This is a genomic window from Flavobacterium sp. ov086 (genome assembly GCF_900187965.1).
In the GTDB taxonomy this organism is placed as follows: domain Bacteria; phylum Bacteroidota; class Bacteroidia; order Flavobacteriales; family Flavobacteriaceae; genus Flavobacterium.
In genome coordinates, this window is record NZ_FZNL01000019.1 from 101172 (window position 1) to 128066 (window position 26895).

Consider the following 26895-nt stretch of genomic DNA (forward strand, 5'->3'; position numbering starts at 1 on the left):
GATCTTTATGACTATTCTTTTATTACTTGATTAATTTAACAATCTCCGCCACGATAGCTTGTGTTGCTTTTGGCATTGCTAATCGCTTTATGTTTGCACTTAATTGTTTTTGCTTTCCATCATCTTTCAATAAGGCTTCAAAAACAATACTGAACTCACTTTCCAACTCTGATTCTTTCAATAAAATAGCTCCTTTTGCATCTACAATTGCCTGCGCATTTTTTGTTTGATGATCTTCGGCTACGTTTGGCGACGGAATAAAAATTACTGGTTTCCCAACAATACATAATTCTGAAACCGATGATGCTCCTGCACGTGAAATAATCACATCTGCGGCAGCATACACAAAATCCATTCTTTCAATAAAATCAACTACTTTAACATTTGGCTGATTGTATTTTTTATAATCTTCAAAATATAATTTCCCACATTGCCAGATAATCTGAACATCCTGCGAAAGCATATTTTGTAATTCTTTTTCAATTAACTGATTTACTCTTCTGGCACCTAAACTTCCGCCTAAAACTAACAATGTTTTTTTATTTGGATCTAAACCATAAAAAGCAATTGCTTCATCACGTTTACTTTCAATATCAATTAAATCCTGACGAACCGGATTCCCGGTCAAAACAATTTTTTCTTTCGGAAAAAACCTTTCTAAATTTTCGTAAGCCACGCAAATTGCATTTGCTTTTTTACTCAACAGCTTATTTGTAATTCCCGGAAAAGAATTTTGTTCCTGAATCACTGTCGGAATTCCTACCGAACCTGCCGCTTGTAATAATGGCCCACTTGCAAAACCTCCTGTACCAATTACTACATTTGGTTTAAACTGTTTGATGATTCGTCTTGACTCTAACAAACTTGTTGCCAATTTTAACGGAAACATCAAATTTTGCAAAGTCAATTTTCTTTGTAAACCTGCTATCCAAAGACCTTTTATTTCGTAACCTGCCTGAGGCACTTTTTGCATTTCCATTTTATCTTTGGCACCCACAAAAAGAAATTCAGCATCAGGGAATTGTAATTTTAACTCATTTGCAATCGCAATTGCAGGATAAATATGTCCTCCGGTCCCACCACCACTTAGTATGAATTTATACTTTGTCATATTTTTTTTAAATTATAACGCTTTAAAAATTATCCTATTTCTAAGCTTTATTTAATACTGCATTCATTGGATTTCTGGAATTATCTTCAATTGAATACATCCCTTCTTCTTCATATATTTTTTCGTCAGCCGGCAAATCTTCTTCTGATAATTCTTTATCAATTAATCTCTGAAGTGCTTCTTTACGTCTTTCTTTTTCTTCTTGCTCTTCGGCGATTTCTTCTTCTTTTTTGGTCACGCTAATGATAATTCCGAGAGAGAAACAGGTCATCCAAATCGAACTACCCCCACTACTAATCAACGGAAGCGTTTGTCCTGTTACCGGCAATAATTCTACAGCAACCGCCATATTAATCATCGCCTGAAATATCATCGGAAACCCGAGACCGACGACGACGAGTTTTCCAAATATTGTAGTTGCTTTATGCGATGCGATCACAAATCGGAACAATAACAATAAATACAAAACCAAGATCGCTACTCCGCCCACTAATCCATATTCCTCTACAATAATAGCGTAGATAAAATCGGAAGATGATTGTGGCAAAAAGTTTTTCTGAACACTTTTTCCAGGGCCTAATCCTCCTAATTTTCCAGATGCAATTGCAATTTTTGCTTTCTCAATTTGATAATCATCTTCATCCGGTTTATCAGTTGTAAAGTTCATAATACGACTTTCCCAGGTTGATACCCTGCTGAAAAATCTTGAATCTGGAAACGCTTTTGCTACCAAAAGAAAGAACGCCAACATCGCAATTCCTGAACCAATGATAAATCCAATATATTTCAATGGATATTTACCAATAAAAGTCAGCATCATTACCATCGAAAATATCAACGCCGTGGTCGAAAAGTTAGCTGGCAAAATAAGCGCCAATGTTATAAAAACCGGTAACCAAAGCTGTATTAATGAAGCCTGAAACGGTTCATTCTCATCCTTGGTTTTTGACAAGTAACGTGCTACAAATATGAATAATATACTGGCTGCTAATGTCGAAGTTTGAAACGTAATCCCTATAAACGGTACCTGAATCCAACGACTTGCATTTGCTCCTGCAATTACAGTTCCTTTAAGCAATGTATAAAGCAATAAAAACCAAACAATAGGCAACGCTATTTTTGAAATCGCTCTAAAATAATGATACGGAACTCTGTGTACCCAATAAATAATCAGGAAACCTATGCAAACGTGAGCTAAGTGTTTAACTAAATAACCCAAGGTATTCCCGGTTCCGTGACCAATGTATGCCAGATTACTACTCGCACTAAAAACAGGCATAAACGAAAACAGCGCTAATAAAGCCACGAATGACCATATTACCCTATCCCCTTTTAATTTGTTTACTAATTCCTTCATGCCGTTTAGTTTCAAGTTTTTCTTGTTTCAAGTTTCAAGTTCCTCCTAACGTGAAACTTGAAACTTGAAACATTTTTTTTACTACAAGTTATGGACTGCTTGCTTAAATTGTTTTCCTCTGTCTTCGTAGTTTTCGAATAAATCGAAACTTGCACAAGCTGGTGACAATAAAACTGCATCTCCTTTTTCAGTTAAACGTTGTGCTGTTTTTACAGCGTCGTTCATATTATTTACTTCAACCATGATGTCAACAACATTCCCAAAAGCTTCAATAATTTTACGATTATCGATTCCTAAGCAGATAATTGCTTTTACTTTCTCGCGAACTAACGACATCAATTCGTTGTAATCATTTCCTTTGTCAACTCCTCCAACAATCCAAACCGTTGGAACATTCATACTGTCTAAAGCAAAGAAAGTAGCATTTACATTTGTTGCTTTTGAATCATTAATATATTGTACATTCTGAATTTTAAGTACTTTCTCTAAACGGTGCTCAACACCTTGAAAATTAGATAAACTTTCGCGAATCGTTGCATTTCTAATTTGCATCAACTTCGCTACTGAGCTTGCTGCCATTGCGTTTTTCATGTTATGTTTTCCTTCTAACGCAATGTGTTCTGTTTCCATTGTAAACTCTTCTTGGTTGATCTTTATTTCCATTTTGTTGTTATTTATAGAAGCCCCTTCATCGAATGTTTTAGACAATGAAAAAGGAATTAATTTTGCTTTTGTTGTGTTGTTCTTTAACCATTCTGCAATTGCCTCATCGTCTGCATCGTAAATGAGATAATCGCTTTCGGTTTGATTCATCGTTATTCGGAACTTTGAATCGATGTAATTTTGATACTTATATTCGTACCGGTCTAAATGATCCGGACTAATATTTGTTATAATTGCAATATCAGGTCTGTAATCTATAATTCCGTCGAGCTGAAAACTACTTAACTCAAGCACATACGCATCGAATTTATTCTCGGCCACCTGCCAGGCAAAACTCTTTCCGATGTTTCCTCCTAAACCAACATTCAAACCAGCCGATTTCAATAAATGAAACGTAAGCATTGTCGTTGTCGTTTTACCGTTACTTCCGGTAATTCCAACCGTTAACGCTTCAGTAAAAGGTTTTGCAAATTCAATTTCCGAAATCACTTTTACTCCGGCTGCAACCAGTTTTTTTATGATGGGAGATTTCTCTGGAATTCCCGGACTTTTCATTACCACGTCGGCATTCAAAATCAGATCTTCGGTATGCTGTTCTTCTTCCCAGGCAATTTTATTAATAATAAGAACTTCTTTGTAACTCTCTTTTATCTTTCCAAAATCCGATACAAAAACATCGTATCCCTTTTTCTTCCCGAGAATAGCGGTACCTACCCCACTTTCTCCTCCTCCTAAAACTACCAATCTCATGTTATCTTAATTTTAAAGTAACGATTGATAATATGGCTAACATGATGGCAACAATCCAAAAACGAGTTACGATTTTACTCTCATGATATCCTTTCTTTTGATAGTGATGATGTAGTGGCGACATCAGGAAAATTCTACGGCCTTCGCCAAAACGTTTTTTAGTGAATTTAAAATAACTCACTTGCAAAACCACTGAGAAATTCTCTACTAAAAAGATTCCACACAATAACGGAATCAATAATTCTTTTCGAACTGCAATTGCCAAAACTGCAATGATTCCTCCAATAGTCAAACTTCCTGTATCTCCCATAAAAACAGATGCGGGATAAGAGTTGTACCAAAGAAACCCGATTAGCGCCCCAACAAATGCAGATATAAAAACCGTCATTTCTCCCGAATTAGGGATATACATAATATTTAGATAATTTGAGAAAATGATATTACCGGAAACAAACGTAAATATTCCGAGCGCTAAGACCGAAACTGCCGAAGTTCCCGCCGCTAGACCATCGATTCCGTCTGTTAAATTAGCTCCGTTTGAAACTGCTGTAATAATAAAAATCACAACCGGAATAAAAATTAACCAAGCCCATTTTTCATATCCTTCGCCAGTCCAGGCTAATAACTCGGCGTAATCAAATTCATTGTTTTTTACAAAAGGAATTGTTGTTGCCGTTGATTTTTCCTCCATTTGAGCAGGTAAAACCACTGTAGTAGCAACTTTAGAATTGGCAATATACCCAGTATCAGTTCTTACTGTAACCGCTGGATTAAAATATAAAACAGTTCCAACGATAAGTCCCAAACCAACTTGACCAATAACTTTAAAAATCCCTTTAAGACCTTCTTTATCTTTTTTGAATATTTTAATATAATCATCGATAAAACCAATTGTTCCCATCCAAAGCGTGGTTACAATAAGTAATACGATATAAATATTATGCAAACGAGCAAACAACAAAACCGGTAAAAGAGTTGCAAAAATGATAATCAATCCACCCATTGTTGGCGTTCCTGCTTTTTCATTTTGACCTTGAAGACCTAGCTCACGAATCGTTTCTCCAACCTGTTGATTGCGCAAAAAGTTAATAATTCTTTTTCCGTAAATCGTTGACAAAAGCAATGAAAGCATTAACGCTAAAGCCGATCTAAAAGTGATGTATTGAAAAACTCCAGTTCCTGGGATATCTAGTGTTTTGTCGAAATATTCAAATAAATAGTATAGCATATATTTTTATTTTAAACTTCAGATTCTTAATTAATTCTGTGGTATTTAGAATCTGAAAATGGATAATTATTTGTTTAGTTGCTCTAAGATTTCTTTTACAGTTTCCATATCATCAAAATGATGACGTACACCACTTATCTCCTGATAAGTTTCATGGCCTTTTCCTGCAATTAGAATAATATCATTTGGCTGAGCCAATTGACAAGCTGTTTTAATCGCTTGTTTTCTATCGGTAATCCTTAATACTTTTTTATAATTATGAGCTTCAACTCCTTTTTCCATTTCATCTAAAATCACTTCAGGATCTTCGTTTCTTGGATTATCAGAGGTTAAAATCGCTTTATCACTTAGATCTGTCGCGATTTTTGCCATAATTGGTCTTTTTGTTTTATCTCTGTTTCCGCCACAACCAACAACTGTAATCAATTGTTCGTTTTTGGTACGGATATCATTAATCGTTTTTAATACATTATCCAAAGCATCCGGCGTGTGTGCATAATCTACAATTGCAGTAATGTTCCCTTCTGAAACAATATACTGAAAACGCCCCGAAACACTCTCTAAATCAGACAGTAAGCGCAACGCTTCCAGACTATCCATTCCCAATTCTACAGCCGTTCCGTAAATTGCCAAAACGTTATACGCATTAAAAGTTCCGATAAGTTTTACCCAAACTTCATTGTCATTTACTTTTAACAATAAACCTGATAATTGACTCTCTAAAATTGTTGCTTTAAAATCAGCATAAGATTTCAAGGCATAAGTAAATTTTCTGGCAACTGTATTTTGCAACATCACAGGTCCGTTTTTATCGTCAATATTTGATAAAGCAAAAGCTGTTTTTGGCAATGAATCAAAAAATGACTTTTTAACGTCTCTGTATTCTGCAAAAGTTGGATGATAATCTAAATGATCGTGCGAAAGATTCGTAAAAACCCCACCCACAAAATGCAAAGCTTCTGTTCTCTTTTGATGAATTCCGTGTGAACTCACTTCCATAAAACAATGTGTTACTCCAGCCTCAACCATTTCATTTAAATAATGATTGATTGTTATAGAATCCGGTGTTGTATGTGTTGCATTATATTCGGTTTCATCAACCATGATTTTTACAGTTGATAATAAACCAACTTTAAATCCTGCTTTTTGAAACAACTGAAACAATAATGAAGCAATCGTTGTTTTTCCGTTTGTTCCTGTAACTCCAACTAATTTTAATTTTTCGGAAGGATTTCCAAAATAATTAGCCGCCATAAAAGCCAATGCTGTATTGGTATCTTTTACTTGTATATAGGTAATTCCTTTTTCAATATTCGCCGGCAAAGTATCACAAATAATCGCAATAGCTCCTAGCTGAATCGCTTTTTCGATATAGTCGTGACCATCAGAAAGTGATCCGCGAATCGCTACAAAAACATCATTTGCTTCAATTTTTCTTGAATCAAAATCAATTTTATGTATGTCGATTTCTGTCGAGCCTGTTACTGATTCGATAGCTACTTTGTATAATATGTCTTTAAGTATTTTCACGATAATTCTAATACTATTGTTGTGTTTTTACTAATATTCTGACCAGCTTGTAAAGACTGTTTTTTTACTTTTCCTACTCCATTTACTTTTACTTTCAAACCTAAATTCTCTAGCAAAGCAATTGCATCCATTCCCGGCATTCCTTTTAAATCCGGAACCTGATTTGATTTTTTATTTACCTCTACAGTATATTCATTATAACTATTTTCCTGTTTTGGAATTTTAGAATCGAGTTGTTTAATTTTATTTGTCGAAGGTGCATCTGTAAATATTTTTTGGGCAATTCTCTTGAAAACCGGCCCTGCAACATCTGCTCCGTAATAATTATTTTTAGCTGTATTTGGTTTGTGAACCACCACAATACAAGAATATTTTGGATGATCTGCCGGAAAATATCCAACGAAAGAAGACGCATAATACATTCCTTCTCTTCCTGCCTTACTATAATTTACCATGGCCGTCCCTGTTTTTCCTGCCATCGAAAAATCTTTCGAATATAACTTAGACCCTGTTCCTTTTTTTACTACATTCTGCAGCACAGCTCTTACTTTATTAAGTGTTTCTTGCGAACAAACTTTCGGATTAATCACTTCAACATCAAATTTCTTAATGGTTTTATTCCATTCTTTAATTTCCGATACAAATTGTGGCCTTACCATTACTCCATTATTAGCAACTGAATTATAAAAAGCCAGTGTCTGCATTGGTGTTACCGAAACATTATATCCAAAAGCCATCCACGGAAGTGTAGTTCCTGACCAATGTTTGTCTCCAGGTTGTGGAATATACGGCCTTCCTTCTCCTTTAAAATGCAACCCTAATGTCTTATTTAATCCGTAGCTATTAATGTGATCTACAAATTTTGATGGATTGCTTTTATAATTGTTATAAACCGCCTGAACCATTACCGTATTTGACGAAAGTTCGAATCCACGAGCTAACGAAACCTTACCATACCCCCCTTTGTGTGAATCACGAACAGCACGTCCATAATATCTTATTTCTCCGCCGTGACTATCATAAACTGTACTTGTATCAGCTACTTTATCTTCTAAAATTGCCATTAAATCAACTAATTTAAAAGTCGAACCCGGCTCGTGAGATTCCGCAATAGCGTAATTTGTGGTTTCGTAATACGATCCGTCTTCTGCCCTTCCCAAGTTAGAAATTGCTTTTACACGACCAGTTTCTGTTTCCATAACTACTACACAACCATGATCAGCCTCATATTCTTCTAATTGTTTCAATAAAGCATGATGTGCAATATCCTGAATAAAAACATCAATAGTCGAAATAACATCGTACCCATCAACAGGATCTACTTCGTTAACATCACGGATTGGTTTCCATTGTCCTTTTGCAATTTTTTGCTTTAGAATTTTCCCGTCTTTCCCGTTCAAATAACTTTTAAAAGCCCATTCGATTCCTTTTCCAACTTCGATTCCGGTTGCAGGATCAATACGATCGTAACCAATTGTTCTTTCTGCAATTTTCCCTATCGGATGTTTTCTAACAGTTTCTTGTTCAATTATAATTCCACCTTTAAAAGCACCTAATTTAAATAATGGAAATCCTTTTATTTTTACATAATCCGTATAGCTCAAATTACGAGCAATCAAATAATAACGATTTTTATTAGCTCTTGCCTTTCTTAATTCCTGTTCGTAATAACCTCCCGGTCTATCCAGAACAGTTGCTAATGAATCTGATAATGCCTTAACATATTTTTCAAATGTTTCCGTTTTTGGCGCTTTAGCATCAAATCTAATTTCATAATTAGGAATTGATGTTGCCAATAAGCTTCCGTCAGCAGAATAGATATTTCCTTTGTTTGCCGGAATTACAAAATTTCTAACCGTACGTTGTTTCGCCAGTTTTCTATAATAATCTCCTTCAACCCATTGAATATTGGTCAACTTAACGACAATAGCAATTGCCATCACAAAGATGAAAACTGCTACGAGGTAAATTCTGTAGGATATATGTTTATCGTCTACTGCCATATTCTTTTAAAGAAACTTTTTTCTTCTTCTTTTTTAACTTCTATTTTTACTGGAGGAACCGTTGATGGAAAAATCTGTTTTTCAAGCATTTTATCCGATATAGTTGATTCCATTTTTAATTTCATCAATTCTGAACGTCGATCTACAAATTCAGATCTCAATTCTTTTACTTCATTATTAAGCTTTGCAATCTCAAAAACTTTCTGTTCGTATCGTTGCGTATTTGCAATCATTAAAATCGCCAGCAGAATGATAAAAACAATGAAGCGCCAGTTTTTCACCGCATCATCGTTAATCAGAAATCTTGCTTTTAATATGTCAAATACTCCACTTTTCATTTTCTACCTATATATTATATCTTCTCAGCAATTCTTAATTTTGCACTTCTTGCTCTGTTGTTGATTTTAATTTCTGCATCATCCGGAACAATCAGTTTTCCTATAGTTTTAAATGGAACCGAAAAGTTTCCATAAAAATCACGCTCTGGCTCTCCTTCAAACATTCCGTTTTTAATAAATCTTTTTACCAATCTGTCTTCAAGAGAATGATAAGAGATTACTGAGAATCTTCCACCCGGATTAAGAATTTCTAATGATTGCTCAATAAACTCTTTCAAAACATCCATTTCCTGATTTACCTCAATACGAATCGCCTGATAGATTTGAGCCAATATTTTATTTTTAACTCTTTCTGGTAAAAATTTCGCCAGAACTTCTTTCAATTCGTCTGTAGTTTTTATTGGCCTATGTTCTCTGGCCTCTACAATTGTTCTCGCCAAAACCGGCGCATTCTTCAACTCCCCATAATCAAAAAAAACACGACGTAAATCCTGTTCTTCATATTCGTTAACCACACGATAAGCATTTAAATCATTTTTTTGACTCATCCGCATATCAAGCTCGGCATCAAATCTTGTTGAGAAACCTCGTTCCGGAACATCAAACTGATGTGAAGAAACTCCTAAATCAGCCAAAATTCCATCTACTCCTTTAACACCATGAAAACGCAAAAACCTTTTTATAAATCTAAAGTTCTCATTAATTAAGGTAAACCGTTCATCTGGTAACGCATTTGCCAATGCATCTTCATCCTGATCAAAAGCAAATAATTTTCCGTTTGGCCCTAATCTTCTCAAAATTTCTTTCGAATGCCCTCCGCCACCAAACGTAACATCTACATATATGCCATCTGGTTTAATATTTAAACCATCAACTGTAGGATGAAGCAAAACCGGATTATGATATTCCATTGTCGTCGTCATTAATATTTCCCATTACTTCTTCGGCTAAATCTGCAAAATCCATATCTTCGCCGCTTATTGATTTTTCATATAAATCCTTATCCCAAATTTCCACAATATTAACCGCAGATGAAAAAACGACATCTTTAGAAATACCTGAAAAAGCCACTAAATCCTTTGGCACCAATAATCTCCCTAATGCATCAATTTCTACCACTTTAACACCAGCAGTAAATCTTCGGATGAAATCATTGTTCTTTTTTACAAAGCGATTAAGCTTGTTGATTTTTTGCATCATCAAGTCCCACTCGTCCATTGGATATAACTCTAAACACTGTTGAAAAACTGAGCGCTTCAAAACGAATCCGTTTTGAAGAGAAGAAGTCAATTGCTTTTTCAAAGGTGCAGGCATCATTAACCTCCCTTTAGCATCGACTTTACACTCATATGTTCCGACAATTGTGTTCAAGAAAAATTCATTAATATGTTATAGGACAAAAATATAAAAAATATTACCACAATTTACCACAATGTACCACTTTGTTAATAAGTTTAACCACTTTACTACCACTCCTCCTAAAACGTAAATAATCAATACGTTAACTAATTATTAGTCAATTCCTGACAACGCTGATCAATCAAAAAAAATAGCCATCATTTTTCTTAAAAAAATAAGTATTATGCTGATTTCTTAACATTTGAACATTCTTGCAAAAACACCTCTAAAAGCTGATTTTTAATTACTTATAGAATCCTTGAAAATTATGTAGTTAAAAAACGGTGGCAAAAATTCATTTTTATTTATTAAACCCTATATTTGTCCAAATTGAAATTGGCATTAAATTAAATGGACAAACACTACAAAAAAGAAGGCAGATACAGCTATTATGAAGCTGGAGAAGGAACTCCTATCGTTATTTTACATGGCTTAATGGGAGGCCTAAGTAACTTTGATGCTGTAGCCGAATATTTTCCAACGAAAGGATACAAAGTTGTTATCCCGGATTTGCCAATCTATACTCAAAGCATTTTAAAAACAAACGTAAAAAGCTTTGCGAAATACGTAAAAGACTTTATTACTTTTAAAGGTTTTGATCAGGTTATTCTATTAGGAAATTCACTTGGAGGACACATTGCTCTTTATCACACAAAAATGTATCCAGAAAAAGTAGCCGGACTTGTAATCACCGGAAGCTCTGGGCTTTACGAGAGCGCAATGGGTGACAGTTATCCAAAAAGAGGTGACTATGAATACATCAAAAAGAAAGCTGAAGATGTATTTTATGATCCTGCAATTGCAACTCCTGATCTTATTGACGAAGTTTACGCAACGGTAAATGACCGTATCAAACTAATCAAAACTTTAACGATTGCCAAAAGTGCAATTCGTCATAATATGGCAAAAGATTTACCAAAAATGACAGTAGAAACCTGTATTATTTGGGGTAAAAATGACGCTGTAACACCCCCAAATGTTGCCGAAGAATTTGATAAATTATTGCCTAATTCAACTTTGTATTGGATAGACAAATGTGGACACGCTGCTATGATGGAACACCCTCAGGAATTCAACACAATTCTTGAAGAATGGCTCGTTAAAAAGAATTTATAGCATCTAACTTTCGACTTTTAGGAGGTTTTAAAAACAAAAAACATGAAAATTAATACCGCCGAATTCATTATCAGTAATTCTGAAGTTGCAAAATGTCCACAGGATTTTTTGCCGGAATATGCTTTTATCGGCCGATCAAACGTAGGTAAGTCATCATTGATTAATATGCTTACCAACCACAAAAACTTAGCTAAAACTTCAGGAAGACCAGGAAAAACACAATTAATTAATCACTTTAAGATTAATAACAATTGGTTCCTTGTCGATTTACCTGGTTATGGTTATGCCAAAGTATCTAAAAAAACAAAATCGGTTTTTCAACAATTCATTACAGATTATTTTGAAACTCGCGAACAATTGGTTTGCGCTTTTGTTTTGATTGATATTCGCCACGAAGCTCAAAATATCGATATTGAATTTATGTCGTATATGGGAGAAAGCGAAATTCCGTTTTGCATTATTTTTACTAAAGCAGATAAAATCAGTAAAGTAAAAATCGATTCTCATATTGCAGCTTACAAAAAACAAATGTTTGCCAACAACTGGGAAGAGATGCCTCACTATTTCGTGACTTCTGCTACAGAACAAACCGGAAAAGATGACGTTTTAAATTATATTGACGAAGTAAATCAAGAGGTTTTTAAAAACAATAATCAGTTTTAAATTCCAATTTTAGAAAATAATCAATAAAAAAATCCCAAATTCCAATTTTACAGATTGGAATTTGGGATTTTTTTTTATTTAATTTCAATCACTTAAAAGCAAACTCAATTATTTTATTTTGCCCGAAGTAAATTCTTAATAAAAATACATTTTTAAAGTATATTTGCAGCAAAATCTATTTATCATTATGAGTAAAAATTTTTACTTTCTATTCTTACTAATCTTCGCTTCTTGTAACACCACTCATTATTTCGTAATAAGTAAAAGTCATACGCATGGTATAGATTTCTCCAATGGAAAATGGCTAGTTGGCGAAATTGAAGTTAACCCATATGCCAAGGAGAAATTAACCAATTTAGCTTTAAAAGATTTTTCGGAATATCTTAATGAAAGAGTAAAATATTCATTGAATGAAAAATCATTATTATTACCGAGACAAATCCCTCTTAACCCTAGTAAATCAACGATTTTAGATTTAAAAAAAGGAGCCGATTTTGATTATTATGTAAACATAAAAAGTAAAAACGCTAAAAACGACTTAAGTAATTTTGAATTTGCAGATCATTTTTATTATAAAAAGCAAATGTCTTTTGCAGAAGTTACAATAGAAGTTTATGACTTAAATCTTGGTGAAATAATTTATTCACAGACATCTGGAGGTTCAATTGAAGACGAAAATAGTTTAACAAGCAAACCTACAACTACTGTTATTATAGGCTGCTACAACAAAATTATAAATGACATCAAAAAGAAATCCATCAAACCCAACTCTAAATAAGTTTTAATTAGATTGGAATTTATTTTTTACCACTTTACAATTTTTCATGATTATCAAAAGTTTCCTCTAATTCTGATTCTTTAACTATTGCTTTGCGATTTAAAGCCTTCCATTCTTTAAAAATTAAAAATTGATATAGAATATAGAACAGCGAATTAAAAAACCAAAAATCAAGCACAAATGGCTCAGTAAAGATTACGGAATCACTATTCCCACTCAAAAAAATACTCAAACTGCTGGCTAAATAAACTATCAATCCATTACAGAAATACTGATAACTATGCTTGGCTGTTTTGAAATTCTGAATTAAAAAAATTAGCGGGTATAAAATCAGCAACGTAGAAGTTATCCCAATTTCAAACAAATTAAATCTCCAATAAAGATCCGGCGCTTTATAATATTGTATTGCTAATAAAATAAGAACTAGTATTAGAAAAAAAAGTATCCCTCTTTTTAAAACAATACTCGAAAACAAACTATAAAAGAATATACTTAAAGCAATGAATTGAAAAATGAAATAGTAGTGGGACAGAAAAAAATTTGATCCAGGATAACAGAATCCGATAATATTACACAATAATTCCTCTATAAACAGAAAAATCAAATAGATCATAATAATGACATATCGAACATCTTTGTTTTTTCTTGTCTTATAAAAACGAATACTGTTTACCAGTAAAAAAAACAATCCAGCAAGGCTTACAAAAAATGGAAATAACATATTATTAAATTTTTCTTAGACCATCAACTACGTCAACGACAAATTAATTTTACTTCTCTAAAGTTAATATTAAAATCCCAAATTTTGAAAACCTCCAAATAAAAAATCCCAAACTCCAACTTTAAGATTGGAATTTGGGACTTAAAAAAAATGGAATTTTAACTATTTTGTAAGTTCCAGTTTTTCTGCAAAATAATCACAGAAATCTTTCATTGTATCTGACATCTTTTCGTCGTCTGTTGCACGCTTAAAAGTATCTGCCATTGCTACTAAAGTCTGATGAAAGAAAATCTTCATTTCATCAACCGGCATATCTTTTGTCCACAAATCGATACGCATGGTTTCTTTTACTTTACTGTCCCAAATCGACAGCATAATTGCTTTTGCATCCTGAGCTTGTACTCCGCCATCTTGCGCAGTCCATGTTAATTTTTCCGGAACGCGGTTCTCGTCCAATTCTATATTGAATTTAATTTCTGAGTTTATTGTATCTGACATTATTTCTTCGGTTTATATTTTGACTTTTCGAAAATTTCTTTTGGGTTTGTTTTTAATAATTCCGGTAAAGTTACATTGTTATTTTTCATGTACGATCGCACCATTTGCCAACCAATCCAGGCACCAACTCTGCCAGGTGAATCATTATCAATTTCTAAATAAAATTTAGAAAACGGCGCTGGCATTATAAAACGCGTCGTTAATTTTGGATCCTGACTATACAGCATTTCACTCTCTATAAAGTAACGCCACATGTACGCTTCATTTTCTTCACACCATTTTATTTGTTCCTGCCTATACCCTATTTTTTCTGCATCTGAATATCCTGGCAAAAGCAAATCTTTTGCATACAATTGTTTTCCCTCAAAAATCATTTGAGAAAGCAAATCTTTATCTGGAAAGGCCGGAATATTTCTATATGTAAAACTAGAAACAACATCTGGCATAATTTGTTTCTCTTCGAAGTTTTCTTTTAGATAATTTGGGAATTCATAAAACTTATGATTTTTACCTAAATACAATTCTAACGCAACAATTACCAGGCTGTCTGCATAAATTGCTTTAGCATTATAATCCATTTCCCCAATTACAGTAATAACTTTTGGCGTTTTAGTTTTAGGGAAATAATATTTTACATGCTGAAAAAGCGTATTGAATTCTTCACGAACCGGTTCAAAATTGCTGTATTTTTTCTGCACTTCCTCATACACTTCCCTCCAAAGCGGATCCTGCATTTTCTTTAACCAAATATTATCGTCATTTCCTACCGGAAAAAAGAAAGGATATTGTTTTTTTACTTTAGCTAAATCTTCAGGTTTGGTTTCAAAAAATACCTTATCAAAACGTTCAACCTTAATGTCAACCGGAATTTCTTCTACTGCTTTTTCGACTTTAGTTTTTTGGTCACAGGACAAAAAAAACAGGCATAGAACCACTACAAAGCGATATAATTTCATTTTATTTTAATTAGATTTGTGTTGCCTATATTTTAAATAAACGTTACTTAAAAATATTTGTGCAAATATACACCCCTGCATCTTAAAACTTGAATTATTATGGCTAAAAAAAGTACTATTCAGACAGAAAAAGTGAATAACCACATTGTTGAGTGGTTAAAAAATTATGCTAACAATGCAAAAGTAAATGGTTTTGTAATTGGAATTTCCGGCGGAGTTGACTCTGCGGTAACTTCTACATTATGCGCCCAAACCGGTTTGAAAGTTTTATGTGTAGAAATGCCAATTCACCAAGCCGAAAGTCAGGTTTCAAGAGGAAGAGAACATATTGAACAATTAAAGAAACGTTTCCCGAATGTTTCGAATGTAGAAACTGATTTAACAGCCACTTTTGAAGCTTTTAGAAGTTCTGTACCAAAAACAGACGATGATGCAAAAGTAAGCTTATCACTGGCCAATACCCGTGCTCGTTTGCGAATGACCTCGTTATATTATTTGGCAGGAATCCACGGGTTATTAGTTGCCGGAACTGGAAACAAAGTTGAAGATTTTGGAGTAGGATTTTACACCAAATATGGAGATGGCGGAGTCGATTTAAGTCCAATAGCCGATCTAATGAAATCAGATGTATACGCTCTGGGAGAATTTTTAACAATTCCACAATCAATTTTAACAGCAGCACCGACCGATGGATTATTTGGAGATAATCGTACGGATGAAGACCAATTAGGAGCCAGTTATGACGAACTTGAATGGGCGATGTTGGCCGCAGAGTCAGGAAATACGCCAGCTGACTACAGTGGGAGAGAAAAATCTGTCTTTGAAATTTATAAACGTTTAAACACCAGCAACAAGCATAAAATGGATGCAATACCAGTCTGCATTATACCAAAAACGTTAAAATAAAACTTTTTAACATTTGCCTGCAATTAATTACAGAATTTATTTATTAATTTTACAGCTCCAAAAACATGAACAATTCTAAAAAAGGTAAAAATTATGATTAAAGTATGTCTTGCAGACAATCATCCTGTGACTCACTTTGGCGTTAAGTCTTATTTTAAAGACCACGATCAAATTTCAATTGTTGCCAACGTAGGCAATTTTTCAATGGTTAGAGATATTCTTCAGACGAAGGAGATTGACATCCTAATTCTAGATCTGGAATTAGAAGGTCTTTCAAGCATCTTCGAAGTAAAATCTATCCTGAAAAACTTCCCAAAAACAAAAATTGTAATTTTTAGTGACCTCGCTGAACAAATGTATGCTCCAAATGCAATCAAAGCAGGAGTTTCTGGGTATGTGCACAAAACAGAAAAACTTGAAACTTTAGGTCTTTCTATTATTAAAGTACACGAAGGAAAAATTATCATCAACGAAACTGTACGTAAAAACATGGCTCTAATTGCTAAACAAAGCAAAAGCGAACGTTTGTACAGAAAACTGTCAAATCGCGAGATTGAAGTTTTACGTTACTTAAGTGATGGTAAGAAAAACAATGAAATCTCTAAAATCTTAAATCTGAACGAAAAAACGATCAGTACTTACAAATTAAGATTATTGACTAAATTAAATGTTACTAATTTAGTGGATCTTGTGAACAAAGCAAAGACTTTAGAAATTATTTAATGGTATCTTGACATTACTCTTCCTAGTTTTTTCGAAAACGTATTAACTAGTTTTGAGTAATCAACCACCATCGACAAAAGCTCTGTATTATCTGAATTATCAGGTTTTATAGAGCTTTTTAATTCTTCGATAATTCGACCAACCAAAAACCAGCGCATAGACATAATCGTTTCAGTAACGTATTGCGCAATCGTTTCGTGTTTCATTTTCGAAAAAATATTCTGTCCTTCCCAGTCGTGAAGAGTCAATCGCTCATCTTCCATCAAAATATCAGTAACTTCCTGAGCAAAATCAGGCTCCAGGTGCATTAAGTATTTCTCAAGATTAAACTTTTCATTCTGATGATAAAAACCAATTAAATTGGTGAAAATATCCCGAAATAAAGGATTCGAAAGTTCTACCTCATCTTCCTGCAAACTCAAATAAATTCGCTGAAAAACTTTATATTCTTTCATTTCAGAAACCATCACAACCTCACCTTCTCCATTATTTTTTAAGAGAACATCTTCAAATTCTTCGGTTTTATCGCCATAAAGTAATAAAATTTCAATTACTTTTCGCTCCAGACGATATAATATATCAACCTTTTCGGCTTGTTGTTGCTGTACCGGATATCCCATATCTCCAGGATAATCCTCTGGCGGTCCTGTTCTTGGATCATCCGGATCTCCTCCTGAATATGTATTATTTTGGTTTCTAAAAACTTCAAAAGGTTTTTGTTCCTGCTTTTGCTTTTTATTAGCTTCTGTAAGATCCTTTTGAATCAACTGTGCCAATGTACTTACCAAAACCTGCTCTGAAATGTCCATAATTCTGGCACATTCCTGAGTATATACCTCTCGCTGAATACGGTCCGGTATTTTAGAAATACTCGTAACCATATCCCGAATCAAATCGGCCTTTTTTATAGGGTCGTTCTTAGCTTCCTTCATTAAGAGCGACGCTTTGAACTGTATAAAATCTTTACTATTTTCTTCCAGATAAGCCACTAACTCGTCATGAGAATTTTTTCTGGCAAAACTATCCGGATCTTCTCCATCAGGAAAACCACAAACTCTCACGTTCATTCCCTCCTCAAGAATCAAGTCGATTCCTCGAATAGAAGCACGTAATCCTGCAGCATCCCCATCAAAAAGCACTGTAATATTTCTCGTTAAACGGTTTATCAAACGAATCTGATCTGGTGTCAAAGCTGTTCCTGAAGAAGCAACAACATTCTCGATTCCGGCTTGGTTAAACTGAATTACATCGGTATAACCTTCAACTAAATAACAATTATTCTGTTTTGCGATAGCTTGCTTAGCCTGAAAAATTCCGTAAAGGACTTTACTTTTATGGTAAATATCACTTTCAGGAGAGTTTAAGTATTTTGCCGCCTTCTTATCATTGGTTAAAATACGCCCTCCAAATCCTAAAACACGTCCGGACATACTTTCAATAGGAAACATTACACGGCCTTTAAAACGGTCAAAAGGTCGATCTTCTCTTGCAATTGTCAAACCGGTACTTTCCAGAAATTCCAGTTTATATCCTTTGCCCAAAGCTTCTTTGGTAAGAGCATCCCATGTTTCCGGTGAATATCCTAAACTAAACTTTTTAATCGTTTCATTTGTAAAACCTCTTTCCTTAAAATACGAAAGTCCAATTGCTTTTCCTTCCTCTGAATTTAAAAGTATATCATTAAAATATCCTTTTGCAAATTCCGAAACTAAATACATACTTTCACGAACATCCGTCATAGCTTTTTCAGCATCCGTCTGTTCTGTTTCTTCAATTTCAATATTGTATTTTCTGGCTAAATACCGAATGGCTTCCGGATAGGTAAACTGTGAGTGCTCCATTAGGAATTTTACAGAATTACCTCCTTTTCCTGTACTAAAATCTTTCCAGATTCCTTTTGCAGGTGACACCATGAACGACGGAGAGCGCTCATCTGAGAACGGACTCAACCCTTTAAAATTACTTCCGGCACGTTTTAAATTAACAAAATCACCAATAACCTCCTCTACTCGAGCAGTTTCAAAAACAGTATCAATTGTGGCTTGTGAAATCAAAACGTAAAATATTTTAAAAATTTGAAGTCTGTAAAAGTACACAAATCCATCTTGAAATAGGATGATTTCAAATAAAAAAAGCACCTCTTTCGAAGTGCTTTCTCTACTAACCAATTAACTAAATTTTTAATTTAAATCAAGTCTTAATCCTAGCGAAATATTATTTTCTTTAACTAAATTATCTTGAAACAGCGGATTCAAATCATATTTCATATACAAACTCACTTCTTTATAACCTATATAAGAGCTCAGTCCGTAGATAAAATTATTTACGTTATAATCTCCTTTTATTCTTGTTTTATAATCTAAATCGTCTTGGTTGTATTTTAGAATCTGTTTTGATTTTACGTTGATTCCCGCATATCCTCCAATTCCAAAACGAAAGCTTTGATGTGTTTTAAAATACGTTTTTCCATTAACTATTTTAGGTTTAGAAAAATCAAATTCTAAATGAACCGGCAAAACAATGTAAACGTTTCTAAAACGGGATTCATCAAGATTTATAGCGTTTTTCTGTAGCACCGTTTGATTTCCGTCTACAACAAAATTACGATTGTCTGTTGGACGAATATTGTTATACATTAATGAAAGTCCGTATTTAGCATGTAGCAAGTTGTCGTTTTTCATTAATCTTGAGTTATAAGTAAAACCCCATTCATAAAAATGTGAACCTATAAAACTATAATTTGAATCCTGAAGCTTTCCGTCGACCATCATATTATTTAAACCTGCTGCAAACACAAATTGAGAAGTGGTTCTTTTTTCGCCACGAATAGAATCTTTCCTTTTTCTACTATCCTTCCAATCTTTATCATTCCAATGAATAACTAAAGTGTGTTTCTTAATCGAATCTCCTTCTTTAATTTTTCCGTCTACTTTTTGCTGCACTAAATCATTAAGTTCATTTTGCGCTTCGGTTACTTTTTGTTCAATAATTGTCGCTCTGACTTCTGCCAGTTCCTTTTTGCGTTTATCGGCTTGTTCCTGCGTAATTTTCCCCTCAGACAATTGAACATTTACGGCTTCAACTTCTTCTTTTAAAGTTGCTTTTTCTTCTTTTGTTATCTTTTCTATTTTATTAGCAATCTGCCTTGCTTTAGATTCAAAAGTTTCCTGTCCCATTACTTTACTTACAAATAGAAATATGAGGATAACGAGATAAATGGTAAAATTTTTCATGATTGATTTTTTTTTTAAAAATTGATTGTTGATTGATGATGATTTTTTAATTATAAATTATTAATTGTTAAATGTTGATTGTCGATTGTCAAATGTGAAATATGAATTCCATCTCCATCGGGTTAATCCCGAAGCCTCGGGACGACGCTACAATATGGATGGTTCCTCCGGAACTAAAAAATCTATATTCTTTCTTCTATTTTCTTTCTTCTATTTTCTTTCTTCTATACTCTTTCTTCTATTTTCTTTCTTATACATTCTCTACTCCTGCTGATTTCGATTTGCCAAAGCCACTTTTACCGTTTGGTAATTTTTATTGACTTTTGTAATTACTTTTTCTCTAAAAGAAAGTTCTAATTCTCCGTCGACTTGATTTAATAAATCGTTGGCATTTACTTTGATTTTTGTTTTCGGTTTAACCGAATTTTCTGCGACTACAGTTTTTTCGGCCGAAAGTAACAACTGATCGACGCTCTCTTTTTTAGAAGTTTCAACAGTTGGATTTTCAGTATTGATTGATTTTTTTTCTGGATTGTTTTTGATGATGACTGAAGACTCCGCTACTTGATTTTTTTCGTTTTTGATTGGTTTATTTGGATTTAATTTCAAAACTTCGGGGTGATTACTCCCTTGTTTTTCAGACTCCTGAACAGATTCTTTTTCTGAAGTTGCAACTTCAGTTCTAACTAAATCTATTGTATTTAAAGTTGGTTTTACAACCGAATCTTTCTTTGTGTTTTCTTCTATTACAATATTGTTTTTTGGAGCTTCAACTACACTTTTCTTCTGATTAAAAAAGAACGTTCCCACTATTAAGAAACCAACAATACTTGCTGCGATATACAACCATTTTCTTTTTGAAGCTTGCAGTGAGCGAAGTCGAACTGTAGGTTTCTTTTCTTCAGCAACACTCAGCATCGCATCTAATCTGTCCCAGGCTTTGTCGCTTGGTTCGATTGTACGTTGATTTAGTTTTTCACGGAAATCCTTTTCAAAATTATTCGGTTCCATTATCTTGTTTTTTTAAGGTATTAATTTGTTTTTGCAGCATTTTTCTGGCGTGCGATAATTGCGATTTCGATGTTCCTTCATTAATCCCTAACATCTTGGCAATTTCATTGTGTTTGTACCCTTCTATGGCGTATAAATTGAAAATCATTTTATAACCGTCCGGCAAAGCGTCTATCAAAAGCTGAATCTGATCTGTCGAAAATTTGCTGTCAATTGCATTAAAACTTTCTTCGACATAAATCTCATCTTCGGTAAATTTTACTTTCTTCTGAACTCTTAAATATGAAATGCATTCATTAACCATGATTCGGCGAATCCAACCTTCAAAGCTTCCTTTATTCTCAAACTTATTTAAGTTGGTAAATACTTTCATGAAAGCTGTGATCATTACATCTTCGGCCAATTGAATGTCTTTTATATATTGTCGACAAACACTTAGCATTTTTGGAGAAAACCGACTATATATCTGCTGTTGCGCTTGCCGATTATTTTCGACAGCCAACTTTATAATTTCGGTTTCTTCTTGATGTAAATGAATAATTTTCATTAATAAGCGTTCGGTTTTGGTTTACTAACAGACTTCTATTAGCATAGACGATTGTCGTTTCGAAATGGTTGCATGAGTTATGAGAAATTTTCAAAAAATATCCCGAGGCTTCGGGACCAAATTCCAAATAGCAGCATTAAATCCTTTATTATCAAAAGGATGAATAAAAACTCTCTAATTTTAAAATTCTCTAATTATTTTTTTTATAATGTAAACTTAAGGAGAACTAATAGAAATGCAAATTGCAAAACAAACTTATACTGGTTATATTTGAGCAATAGCTTTAAAAAATTCCAATCCTTAAAAATGAAAGAAAAGGACAGAAACATAGCATGGTTTAAAAATCAGGGAAAAAGAAAAGATTTAATAATCAAATTTTACTGTGAATTAGAAGATATTGGTATTAATGATGATATTGGATTAAGATCTGATTCACATTGGGATGATTTCAAATTTAGATTTGATGATACTGAACTAATTATTCAAGATAAAAAAATACTCCAAAAAGTTTATGAATTAGCATCAAAATACGAAAAACTAATAAATACCACTTGTGAAAATTGCGGCAATAGAATTAATAATTCAGGATCAGATTATTTCTGTGAAAAATGCTGCTTTCATTCTATACTAAAAAAAGAAAGTTACGATTACATAAGCGATCTTGGGTTTTCGTATTTTGACAACAATATAGCTTCTGAAAATCCTAAAAAAGTATTCGTAAGATGGAATATATTTTCGAAAGCAATTTTTATAATAAATGAAGAATCAATTTTTTCAAGCAATTTTCCTTGTGAAATATATTTTCAATATAAAAAACCTTTATTAGCTCTTGATGTATGGGATGAAATTTGTATTCAGGAAACATTAAGTATTTTTGCCCGCAATGAAAATTTTTATACTCTTCTTAAACACATACCAAATAATTTACTAAATGAAAATGACCAAAAAATCAAGAACGATTTAATTAATCATTTAGACGATTGTAATATCTGTGGTCATAAATCAATCTATAATAAAAACAACTGCTTGGTTTGTCATTCTGCAGGCTATAACAGGGTACTTACCGAGAGAATGAAAAAATACTACAATACAATTGAAGAATGGTACAAAAAAATGCAATTAGATTATCATTCAGAAGATTCAGAATTTAAATACCCTAGACTAGAAAATCAATTTGAAAAATCAGAAAACTATATCAAACTGTTTACTGAAAAAGAATTAGATGATTTAAAACTACTAAGATCAAAAAAGTACAATTTATAATAATTGACAAGGAAAATCTTCTTACTTACTTCTTTCTTTCAATAACGTAGTTAACCATTAAAATAAGAGCTGCTTTAAACTCAGAATCGGGAAAATTCTCTAAAAGCAAAAGTGCTTCCTGCTGGAATTGCACCATTTTATTTTCGGCGTAAGCCAAACCATTATTGTCTTTTACAAAAGCAATAACTTCTTTAACTCGTTTTTTGTCTTTGTTGTGGTTTTTGATGGAGTTTATCAACCACTTTTTTTCTTGCGGAGTACAAGTATTTAAAACATGAATTAAAGGCAAAGTCATTTTTTGCTCTTTAATATCTATTCCGGTTGGTTTACCGATGGCTTCTTCGCTATAATCGAATAAATCGTCTTTGATTTGAAAAGCCATTCCGATAAGCTCACCAAACATGCGCATATTCTCAACCTGAGCATCATCTTCAATTACCGATTTTGCACCAAGCGCACAACAAGCCGCAATAAGAGTCGCGGTTTTTTTTCGGATGATTTCGTAATAAACATCTTCAGTAATATCAAGTCTTCTGGCTTTTTCGATTTGAAGTAATTCACCTTCGCTCATTTCACGAACTGCGACAGAAATGATTCGGAGTAAATCAAAATCACCATTATCGATAGAAAGTAATAATCCTTTTGAAAGTAAATAATCCCCAACCAAAACGGCAATTTTATTTTTCCAAAGTGCATTAATAGAGAAAAATCCGCGGCGGCGATTACTATCATCCACCACATCATCATGAACCAAAGTTGCAGTATGAATAAGCTCAATTACAGATGCACCACGATACGTTCGTTCGTTTACAATACCACCCGAAACCATTTTAGCGGTTAGAAAAACAAACATCGGACGCATTTGTTTTCCTTTTCTATTTACGATATAATAGGTAATACGGTTCAGCAAAGCCACCTTTGAAGTCATCGATTCATGGAACTTTTTTTCAAAAAGTTCCATCTCGTTAAAGATGGGTTGTTTTATTTGAGAAGTAATATTCATTTCGATCCCAAATATACTATTTTAAATAAAAAAACGTTGTCTATTTTAAGTTAGTATAACAATAATTTATGCATTAACTAAAAAAAACTCTACCAAGAACGTTTTTTATAAAGCCTAATTTGAATTCATTATTTAAAAGTAAAATCCCTTAACCTATTTATTATGAAAACAAAAGTTTTATTTATTGGAACATTAGTCGCTTTATCTTTTTTTGTTAGTTGTAATTCTGATGAAAAAACAAATGACGGAACTACTGCAGCAATTTCTAACAATGAAATTATTACTACTTCTAAAATTGATGCCTCAATTGAAGATGTGACTAATATTGCTGAAGATCAATTTAACGCACAACAAAATATTACGGCTAAACCCAGTGGCCCCGTAAAAAACTATTTACCAAGTTGTGCTACTATTACAACTGTTCTAACGAACAATACCTGGACAAAAACAGTCGATTTTGGCATTGAAGGATGTACATTGAATAACGGAAATATTGTTAAAGGAAAAATGGTAATCTCATTCTCCAATGATTTCTCTTCTTCTACTCAAACTATCAGTTATACTTTTGACGGATTTTACCATAATGGCAAAAAACTTCAAGGAAGCAAAAGTATTGTCAGAACTATAAAAACAACAAATTTATTGGCAACTGAACATCCGGTTTTAACCGCAACGATCGATATGACCATTACTTTTGATGATGGCGGTGTTTATACCAGAAAAGGTTCATTGGTCAAAGAAATGGTCGCTGGTTATGATACTTGGTTTGATTGGGAAGACAATGCTTTTTTAGTAACCGGAAGCGGAACAACAACTTTTCCTAACGGAGATACTTTATCGGCAGAAATCACAACTCCGCTTGAATTTGATTCATCATGCAGAAAACCATTTGCTGTAAAAGGGGTTGTTTCTATTACCAAAAATGGAGCTGTTGCTATTGTTGATTTTGGAGACGGAAGCTGTGATACTCTTGCCAAAGTAACAAAAGATGGGGTAACGGAAGAAATTGATTTGAAAAAATAAGAATCCTTTTTGCTCCAAAAAAAAGCATTAAGAACAAGAATCTCTCTCGTTTTTAATGCTTTTTTATTACCGATGAATATACCTAACGGAATATATTCTAAAAAACTCTTAGCAGGTTACAAATGCGACATTTTACAATGTCTTTTTCTACATTTCAGCTTCTTTATTGGCCAATTGTCCACAAGCTGCATCAATATCTTTTCCGCGGCTGCGACGTACTTTTACTACAACTCCAATATTCTCTAAAGCTTTTATATAAGCCATTATAGACTCTTCTGAAGCCTGTTGAAACTCTCCGTCATCAATTGGGTTATATTCGATTAAATTAACCTTACACGGCACATATTTACAGAATTTCACCAATGCATCAATTGAAGCTTTATCATCGTTGATTCCTTTCCAGACTACATATTCGTATGAAATCTTATTTTTTGTTTTTCTATACCAATATTCTAATGATTCTCTCAAATCTGCCAGTGGGAAGTTTTTACTAAAAGGCATTATTCTCGCACGAACTTCATCAATAGCCGAATGCAAAGAAACTGCCAATTTGAATTTCACATCATCATCTGCCATTTTTTTAATCATTTTTGGGATTCCTGAAGTCGAAACCATAATACGTTTTGGCGACATTCCTAAACCTTCCGGTGACGTAATCATATCAATAGCTTTGATTACATTGTTGTAATTCATCAAAGGTTCTCCCATTCCCATAAAAACAATATTCGAAAGTGGATGATTGTGATATAGACGACTTTCTTTATCAATAGCAATAACCTGATCGTAGATTTCTCCCGGCTCCAGATTACGCATTCTTTTTAAACGTGAAGTGGCACAGAAATTACAATCTAAACTACAACCTACCTGACTAGAAACGCAAGCTGTTGTTCTGGTATCTGTTGGAATCAAAACAGATTCTACTACTAAACCATCATGCAAACGAACAGCATTTTTTACTGTTCCGTCACTACTGCGTTGCATAGTATCAACCTTAATATGATTGATTACAAAATTTTCTTCAAGCATAGAACGTGTCGCTTTGGCAACATTCGTCATATCATCAAAACTATGTGCTCCTTTACTCCACAACCATTCATACACTTGATTTCCGCGAAAAGCTTTGTCATTATTTGCGACAAAAAAATCTCGCAGTTGATCTTTTGATAAGGCTCTTATGTCTTTTTTCTCGATTTGCATGGTGCAAATTTAAGTATTTGTTCATTTCTAATGCTAAAAACTACAATACAATCTCAAAAAATGATGCAATTATAAGGAAAAACCAATTTTAACATACTAAGAAATCACGGCTGTTGTAAGCTTTTATCGACTAAAAAAGAAATTGAAAACGATGTAGTTATAAATACATTTTTAATAAAAGTTTAACAATGATTTTTATCATAATAATCTCTTAATGATCCCAATAAATTTGATACAAGTTAAAAGCCTTATTAGTACTAAAAGAAAGTTGACTTAAGAATTAATACTTCAAACAATCAAGAATTATGAAAGCGACAAGAGTAAAATTATTAGCCTTACTAATTTCCTTTTTAGGAATAACATCATTTGCAACTGCACAAAAAAATTACACTTTAGATAGCAAATCTACCTTTTCTGTTTCCGGAACATCAACATTGCATGACTGGGAAATGAAATCAACCTCAGGAACAGGAACAGGAGATTTTACCATCACAAACTCTAAACTAACAAACATAAATGCTTTATCTATAACCCTTTTAGCCGAGAGTATTAAAAGTGAGAAAAAAAGCATGGACAAGGTAGCTTATACAACTCTAAAAACTGATACACACAAAAACATTAAATACATTCTTAAATCTGCCGAAAAAGTAAATGAAACTACTTGGGAACTTACCGGAACTTATACGATTGCCGGAGTTAGCAAAGTATTAAAAACTACGATTAAAACCACCGTTACAAAAGAGGGTTTAAGCATGCAGGGATCAAACAAAATCACATTTACTGAATTTGGAATGAAATCTCCAACAGCAATGTTAGGAACTATTAAAACTGGTCAGGATTTAACCCTAAAATTCAATTTAAACTTTAATTTATAAACGC

25 protein-coding genes are annotated in these 26895 nt (G+C 33.3%); 8 read left to right on the forward strand and 17 right to left on the reverse strand.

Annotated features, from left to right (window positions below; translation table 11 throughout):
* Positions 1-22 precede the first annotated feature (22 nt).
* The 9 genes from murG to mraZ form a co-directional block, all read right to left on the reverse strand.
* Complete coding sequence (gene murG / locus CHB81_RS19230) at positions 23-1111, reverse strand: undecaprenyldiphospho-muramoylpentapeptide beta-N-acetylglucosaminyltransferase (protein WP_089353463.1); 1089 nt, start codon at positions 1109-1111, stop codon at positions 23-25.
* Positions 1112-1151: 40 nt separating this feature from the next.
* Positions 1152-2468 carry an FtsW/RodA/SpoVE family cell cycle protein gene (locus tag CHB81_RS19235; protein WP_089353464.1) on the reverse strand — a complete coding sequence of 439 codons (1317 nt, stop codon included), beginning with the start codon at positions 2466-2468 and terminating at the stop codon, positions 1152-1154.
* An 81-nt stretch (positions 2469-2549) separates the two neighbouring features.
* A complete protein-coding gene (gene murD / locus CHB81_RS19240) occupies positions 2550-3881 on the reverse strand; it encodes a UDP-N-acetylmuramoyl-L-alanine--D-glutamate ligase (protein WP_089353465.1) in 1332 nt (443 codons plus the stop codon).
* Position 3882: 1 nt separating this feature from the next.
* The gene (gene mraY, locus CHB81_RS19245) at positions 3883-5109 is read right to left on the reverse strand and encodes a phospho-N-acetylmuramoyl-pentapeptide-transferase (RefSeq protein ID WP_089353466.1); all 1227 of its coding nucleotides are present in this window, start codon (positions 5107-5109) and stop codon (positions 3883-3885) included.
* Positions 5110-5175: 66 nt separating this feature from the next.
* On the reverse strand, positions 5176-6639 hold the full coding sequence (locus CHB81_RS19250; protein WP_089353467.1) for a UDP-N-acetylmuramoyl-L-alanyl-D-glutamate--2,6-diaminopimelate ligase: 1464 nt from the start codon (positions 6637-6639) through the stop codon (positions 5176-5178).
* A complete protein-coding gene (locus tag CHB81_RS19255; RefSeq protein ID WP_089353468.1) occupies positions 6636-8642 on the reverse strand; it encodes a penicillin-binding protein in 2007 nt (668 codons plus the stop codon). The genes CHB81_RS19250 and CHB81_RS19255 overlap by 4 nt, the downstream gene beginning before the upstream one ends.
* Positions 8633-8980: an FtsL-like putative cell division protein gene (locus CHB81_RS19260; RefSeq protein WP_089353469.1), complete on the reverse strand. Its 348-nt coding sequence runs from the start codon at positions 8978-8980 to the stop codon at positions 8633-8635. Before CHB81_RS19260 ends, CHB81_RS19255 begins: the two co-directional genes overlap by 10 nt.
* A gap of 14 nt (positions 8981-8994) precedes the next feature.
* The gene (gene rsmH / locus CHB81_RS19265) at positions 8995-9903 is read right to left on the reverse strand and encodes a 16S rRNA (cytosine(1402)-N(4))-methyltransferase RsmH (protein WP_176427551.1); all 909 of its coding nucleotides are present in this window, start codon (positions 9901-9903) and stop codon (positions 8995-8997) included.
* Positions 9878-10351, reverse strand: coding sequence for a division/cell wall cluster transcriptional repressor MraZ (mraZ, locus tag CHB81_RS19270; RefSeq protein ID WP_089353470.1), 474 nt, complete (start codon positions 10349-10351; stop codon positions 9878-9880). Before mraZ ends, rsmH begins: the two co-directional genes overlap by 26 nt.
* 378 nt (positions 10352-10729) lie before the next feature.
* Here mraZ and CHB81_RS19275 point away from each other — a divergent pair, with 378 nt between their 5' ends.
* From CHB81_RS19275 to CHB81_RS19285, 3 genes are all read left to right on the forward strand, one after another.
* The gene (locus CHB81_RS19275; RefSeq protein ID WP_089353471.1) at positions 10730-11494 is read left to right on the forward strand and encodes an alpha/beta fold hydrolase; all 765 of its coding nucleotides are present in this window, start codon (positions 10730-10732) and stop codon (positions 11492-11494) included.
* Positions 11495-11536: 42 nt separating this feature from the next.
* Positions 11537-12157, forward strand: coding sequence for a ribosome biogenesis GTP-binding protein YihA/YsxC (gene yihA, locus CHB81_RS19280; RefSeq protein WP_089353472.1), 621 nt, complete (start codon positions 11537-11539; stop codon positions 12155-12157).
* Between the two features lie 187 nt (positions 12158-12344).
* The gene (locus tag CHB81_RS19285) at positions 12345-12935 is read left to right on the forward strand and encodes a hypothetical protein (protein WP_089353473.1); all 591 of its coding nucleotides are present in this window, start codon (positions 12345-12347) and stop codon (positions 12933-12935) included.
* 883 nt (positions 12936-13818) lie between these two features.
* On the opposite strand, the gene gldC is transcribed toward CHB81_RS19285, so the two are convergent.
* Positions 13819-14154 (reverse strand): gliding motility protein GldC, encoded by a 336-nt coding sequence (gene gldC / locus CHB81_RS19295; RefSeq protein WP_165902275.1) that lies wholly within the window; start codon positions 14152-14154, stop codon positions 13819-13821.
* Positions 14154-15110, reverse strand: a complete 957-nt coding sequence (gldB, locus tag CHB81_RS19300; protein WP_089353475.1) for a gliding motility lipoprotein GldB — start codon at positions 15108-15110, stop codon at positions 14154-14156. The genes gldC and gldB overlap by 1 nt, the downstream gene beginning before the upstream one ends.
* Before the next feature lie 99 nt (positions 15111-15209).
* Here gldB and nadE point away from each other — a divergent pair, with 99 nt between their 5' ends.
* Together nadE and CHB81_RS19310 are read left to right on the forward strand one after the other, a co-directional pair.
* Positions 15210-16016, forward strand: a complete 807-nt coding sequence (gene nadE / locus CHB81_RS19305; RefSeq protein WP_089353476.1) for an NAD(+) synthase — start codon at positions 15210-15212, stop codon at positions 16014-16016.
* Between the two features lie 93 nt (positions 16017-16109).
* Positions 16110-16739 (forward strand): response regulator transcription factor, encoded by a 630-nt coding sequence (locus CHB81_RS19310; protein ID WP_026730588.1) that lies wholly within the window; start codon positions 16110-16112, stop codon positions 16737-16739.
* On the opposite strand, the gene dnaG is transcribed toward CHB81_RS19310, so the two are convergent.
* The 4 genes from dnaG to CHB81_RS19330 all read right to left on the reverse strand — a co-directional run bounded on the left by dnaG (position 16736) and on the right by CHB81_RS19330 (position 21530).
* A complete protein-coding gene (dnaG, locus tag CHB81_RS19315; RefSeq protein ID WP_089353502.1) occupies positions 16736-18793 on the reverse strand; it encodes a DNA primase in 2058 nt (685 codons plus the stop codon). The genes CHB81_RS19310 and dnaG overlap by 4 nt on opposite strands.
* Positions 18794-18919: 126 nt before the next feature.
* Complete coding sequence (locus CHB81_RS19320) at positions 18920-19972, reverse strand: hypothetical protein (RefSeq protein WP_089353477.1); 1053 nt, start codon at positions 19970-19972, stop codon at positions 18920-18922.
* Between the two features lie 261 nt (positions 19973-20233).
* On the reverse strand, positions 20234-20983 hold the full coding sequence (locus tag CHB81_RS19325; protein ID WP_089353478.1) for a hypothetical protein: 750 nt from the start codon (positions 20981-20983) through the stop codon (positions 20234-20236).
* Positions 20970-21530: an RNA polymerase sigma factor gene (locus tag CHB81_RS19330; protein WP_089353479.1), complete on the reverse strand. Its 561-nt coding sequence runs from the start codon at positions 21528-21530 to the stop codon at positions 20970-20972. The genes CHB81_RS19325 and CHB81_RS19330 overlap by 14 nt, the downstream gene beginning before the upstream one ends.
* A 306-nt stretch (positions 21531-21836) precedes the next feature.
* Between CHB81_RS19330 and CHB81_RS19335 the strand changes: the two genes are divergently transcribed.
* Positions 21837-22793, forward strand: coding sequence for a hypothetical protein (locus CHB81_RS19335; RefSeq protein ID WP_089353480.1), 957 nt, complete (start codon positions 21837-21839; stop codon positions 22791-22793).
* Positions 22794-22818: 25 nt separating this feature from the next.
* Here CHB81_RS19335 and CHB81_RS19340 read toward each other — a convergent pair whose 3' ends face one another.
* A complete protein-coding gene (locus CHB81_RS19340; RefSeq protein WP_089353481.1) occupies positions 22819-23796 on the reverse strand; it encodes a polyprenyl synthetase family protein in 978 nt (325 codons plus the stop codon).
* 162 nt (positions 23797-23958) lie between these two features.
* Between CHB81_RS19340 and CHB81_RS19345 the strand changes: the two genes are divergently transcribed.
* A complete protein-coding gene (locus tag CHB81_RS19345; protein WP_089353482.1) occupies positions 23959-24819 on the forward strand; it encodes a hypothetical protein in 861 nt (286 codons plus the stop codon).
* A 147-nt stretch (positions 24820-24966) separates the two neighbouring features.
* On the opposite strand, the gene rlmN is transcribed toward CHB81_RS19345, so the two are convergent.
* Positions 24967-26016 (reverse strand): 23S rRNA (adenine(2503)-C(2))-methyltransferase RlmN, encoded by a 1050-nt coding sequence (rlmN, locus tag CHB81_RS19350; RefSeq protein ID WP_089353483.1) that lies wholly within the window; start codon positions 26014-26016, stop codon positions 24967-24969.
* A gap of 305 nt (positions 26017-26321) precedes the next feature.
* Between rlmN and CHB81_RS19355 the strand changes: the two genes are divergently transcribed.
* On the forward strand, positions 26322-26891 hold the full coding sequence (locus CHB81_RS19355) for a YceI family protein (protein ID WP_089353484.1): 570 nt from the start codon (positions 26322-26324) through the stop codon (positions 26889-26891).
* Positions 26892-26895 lie beyond the last annotated feature (4 nt).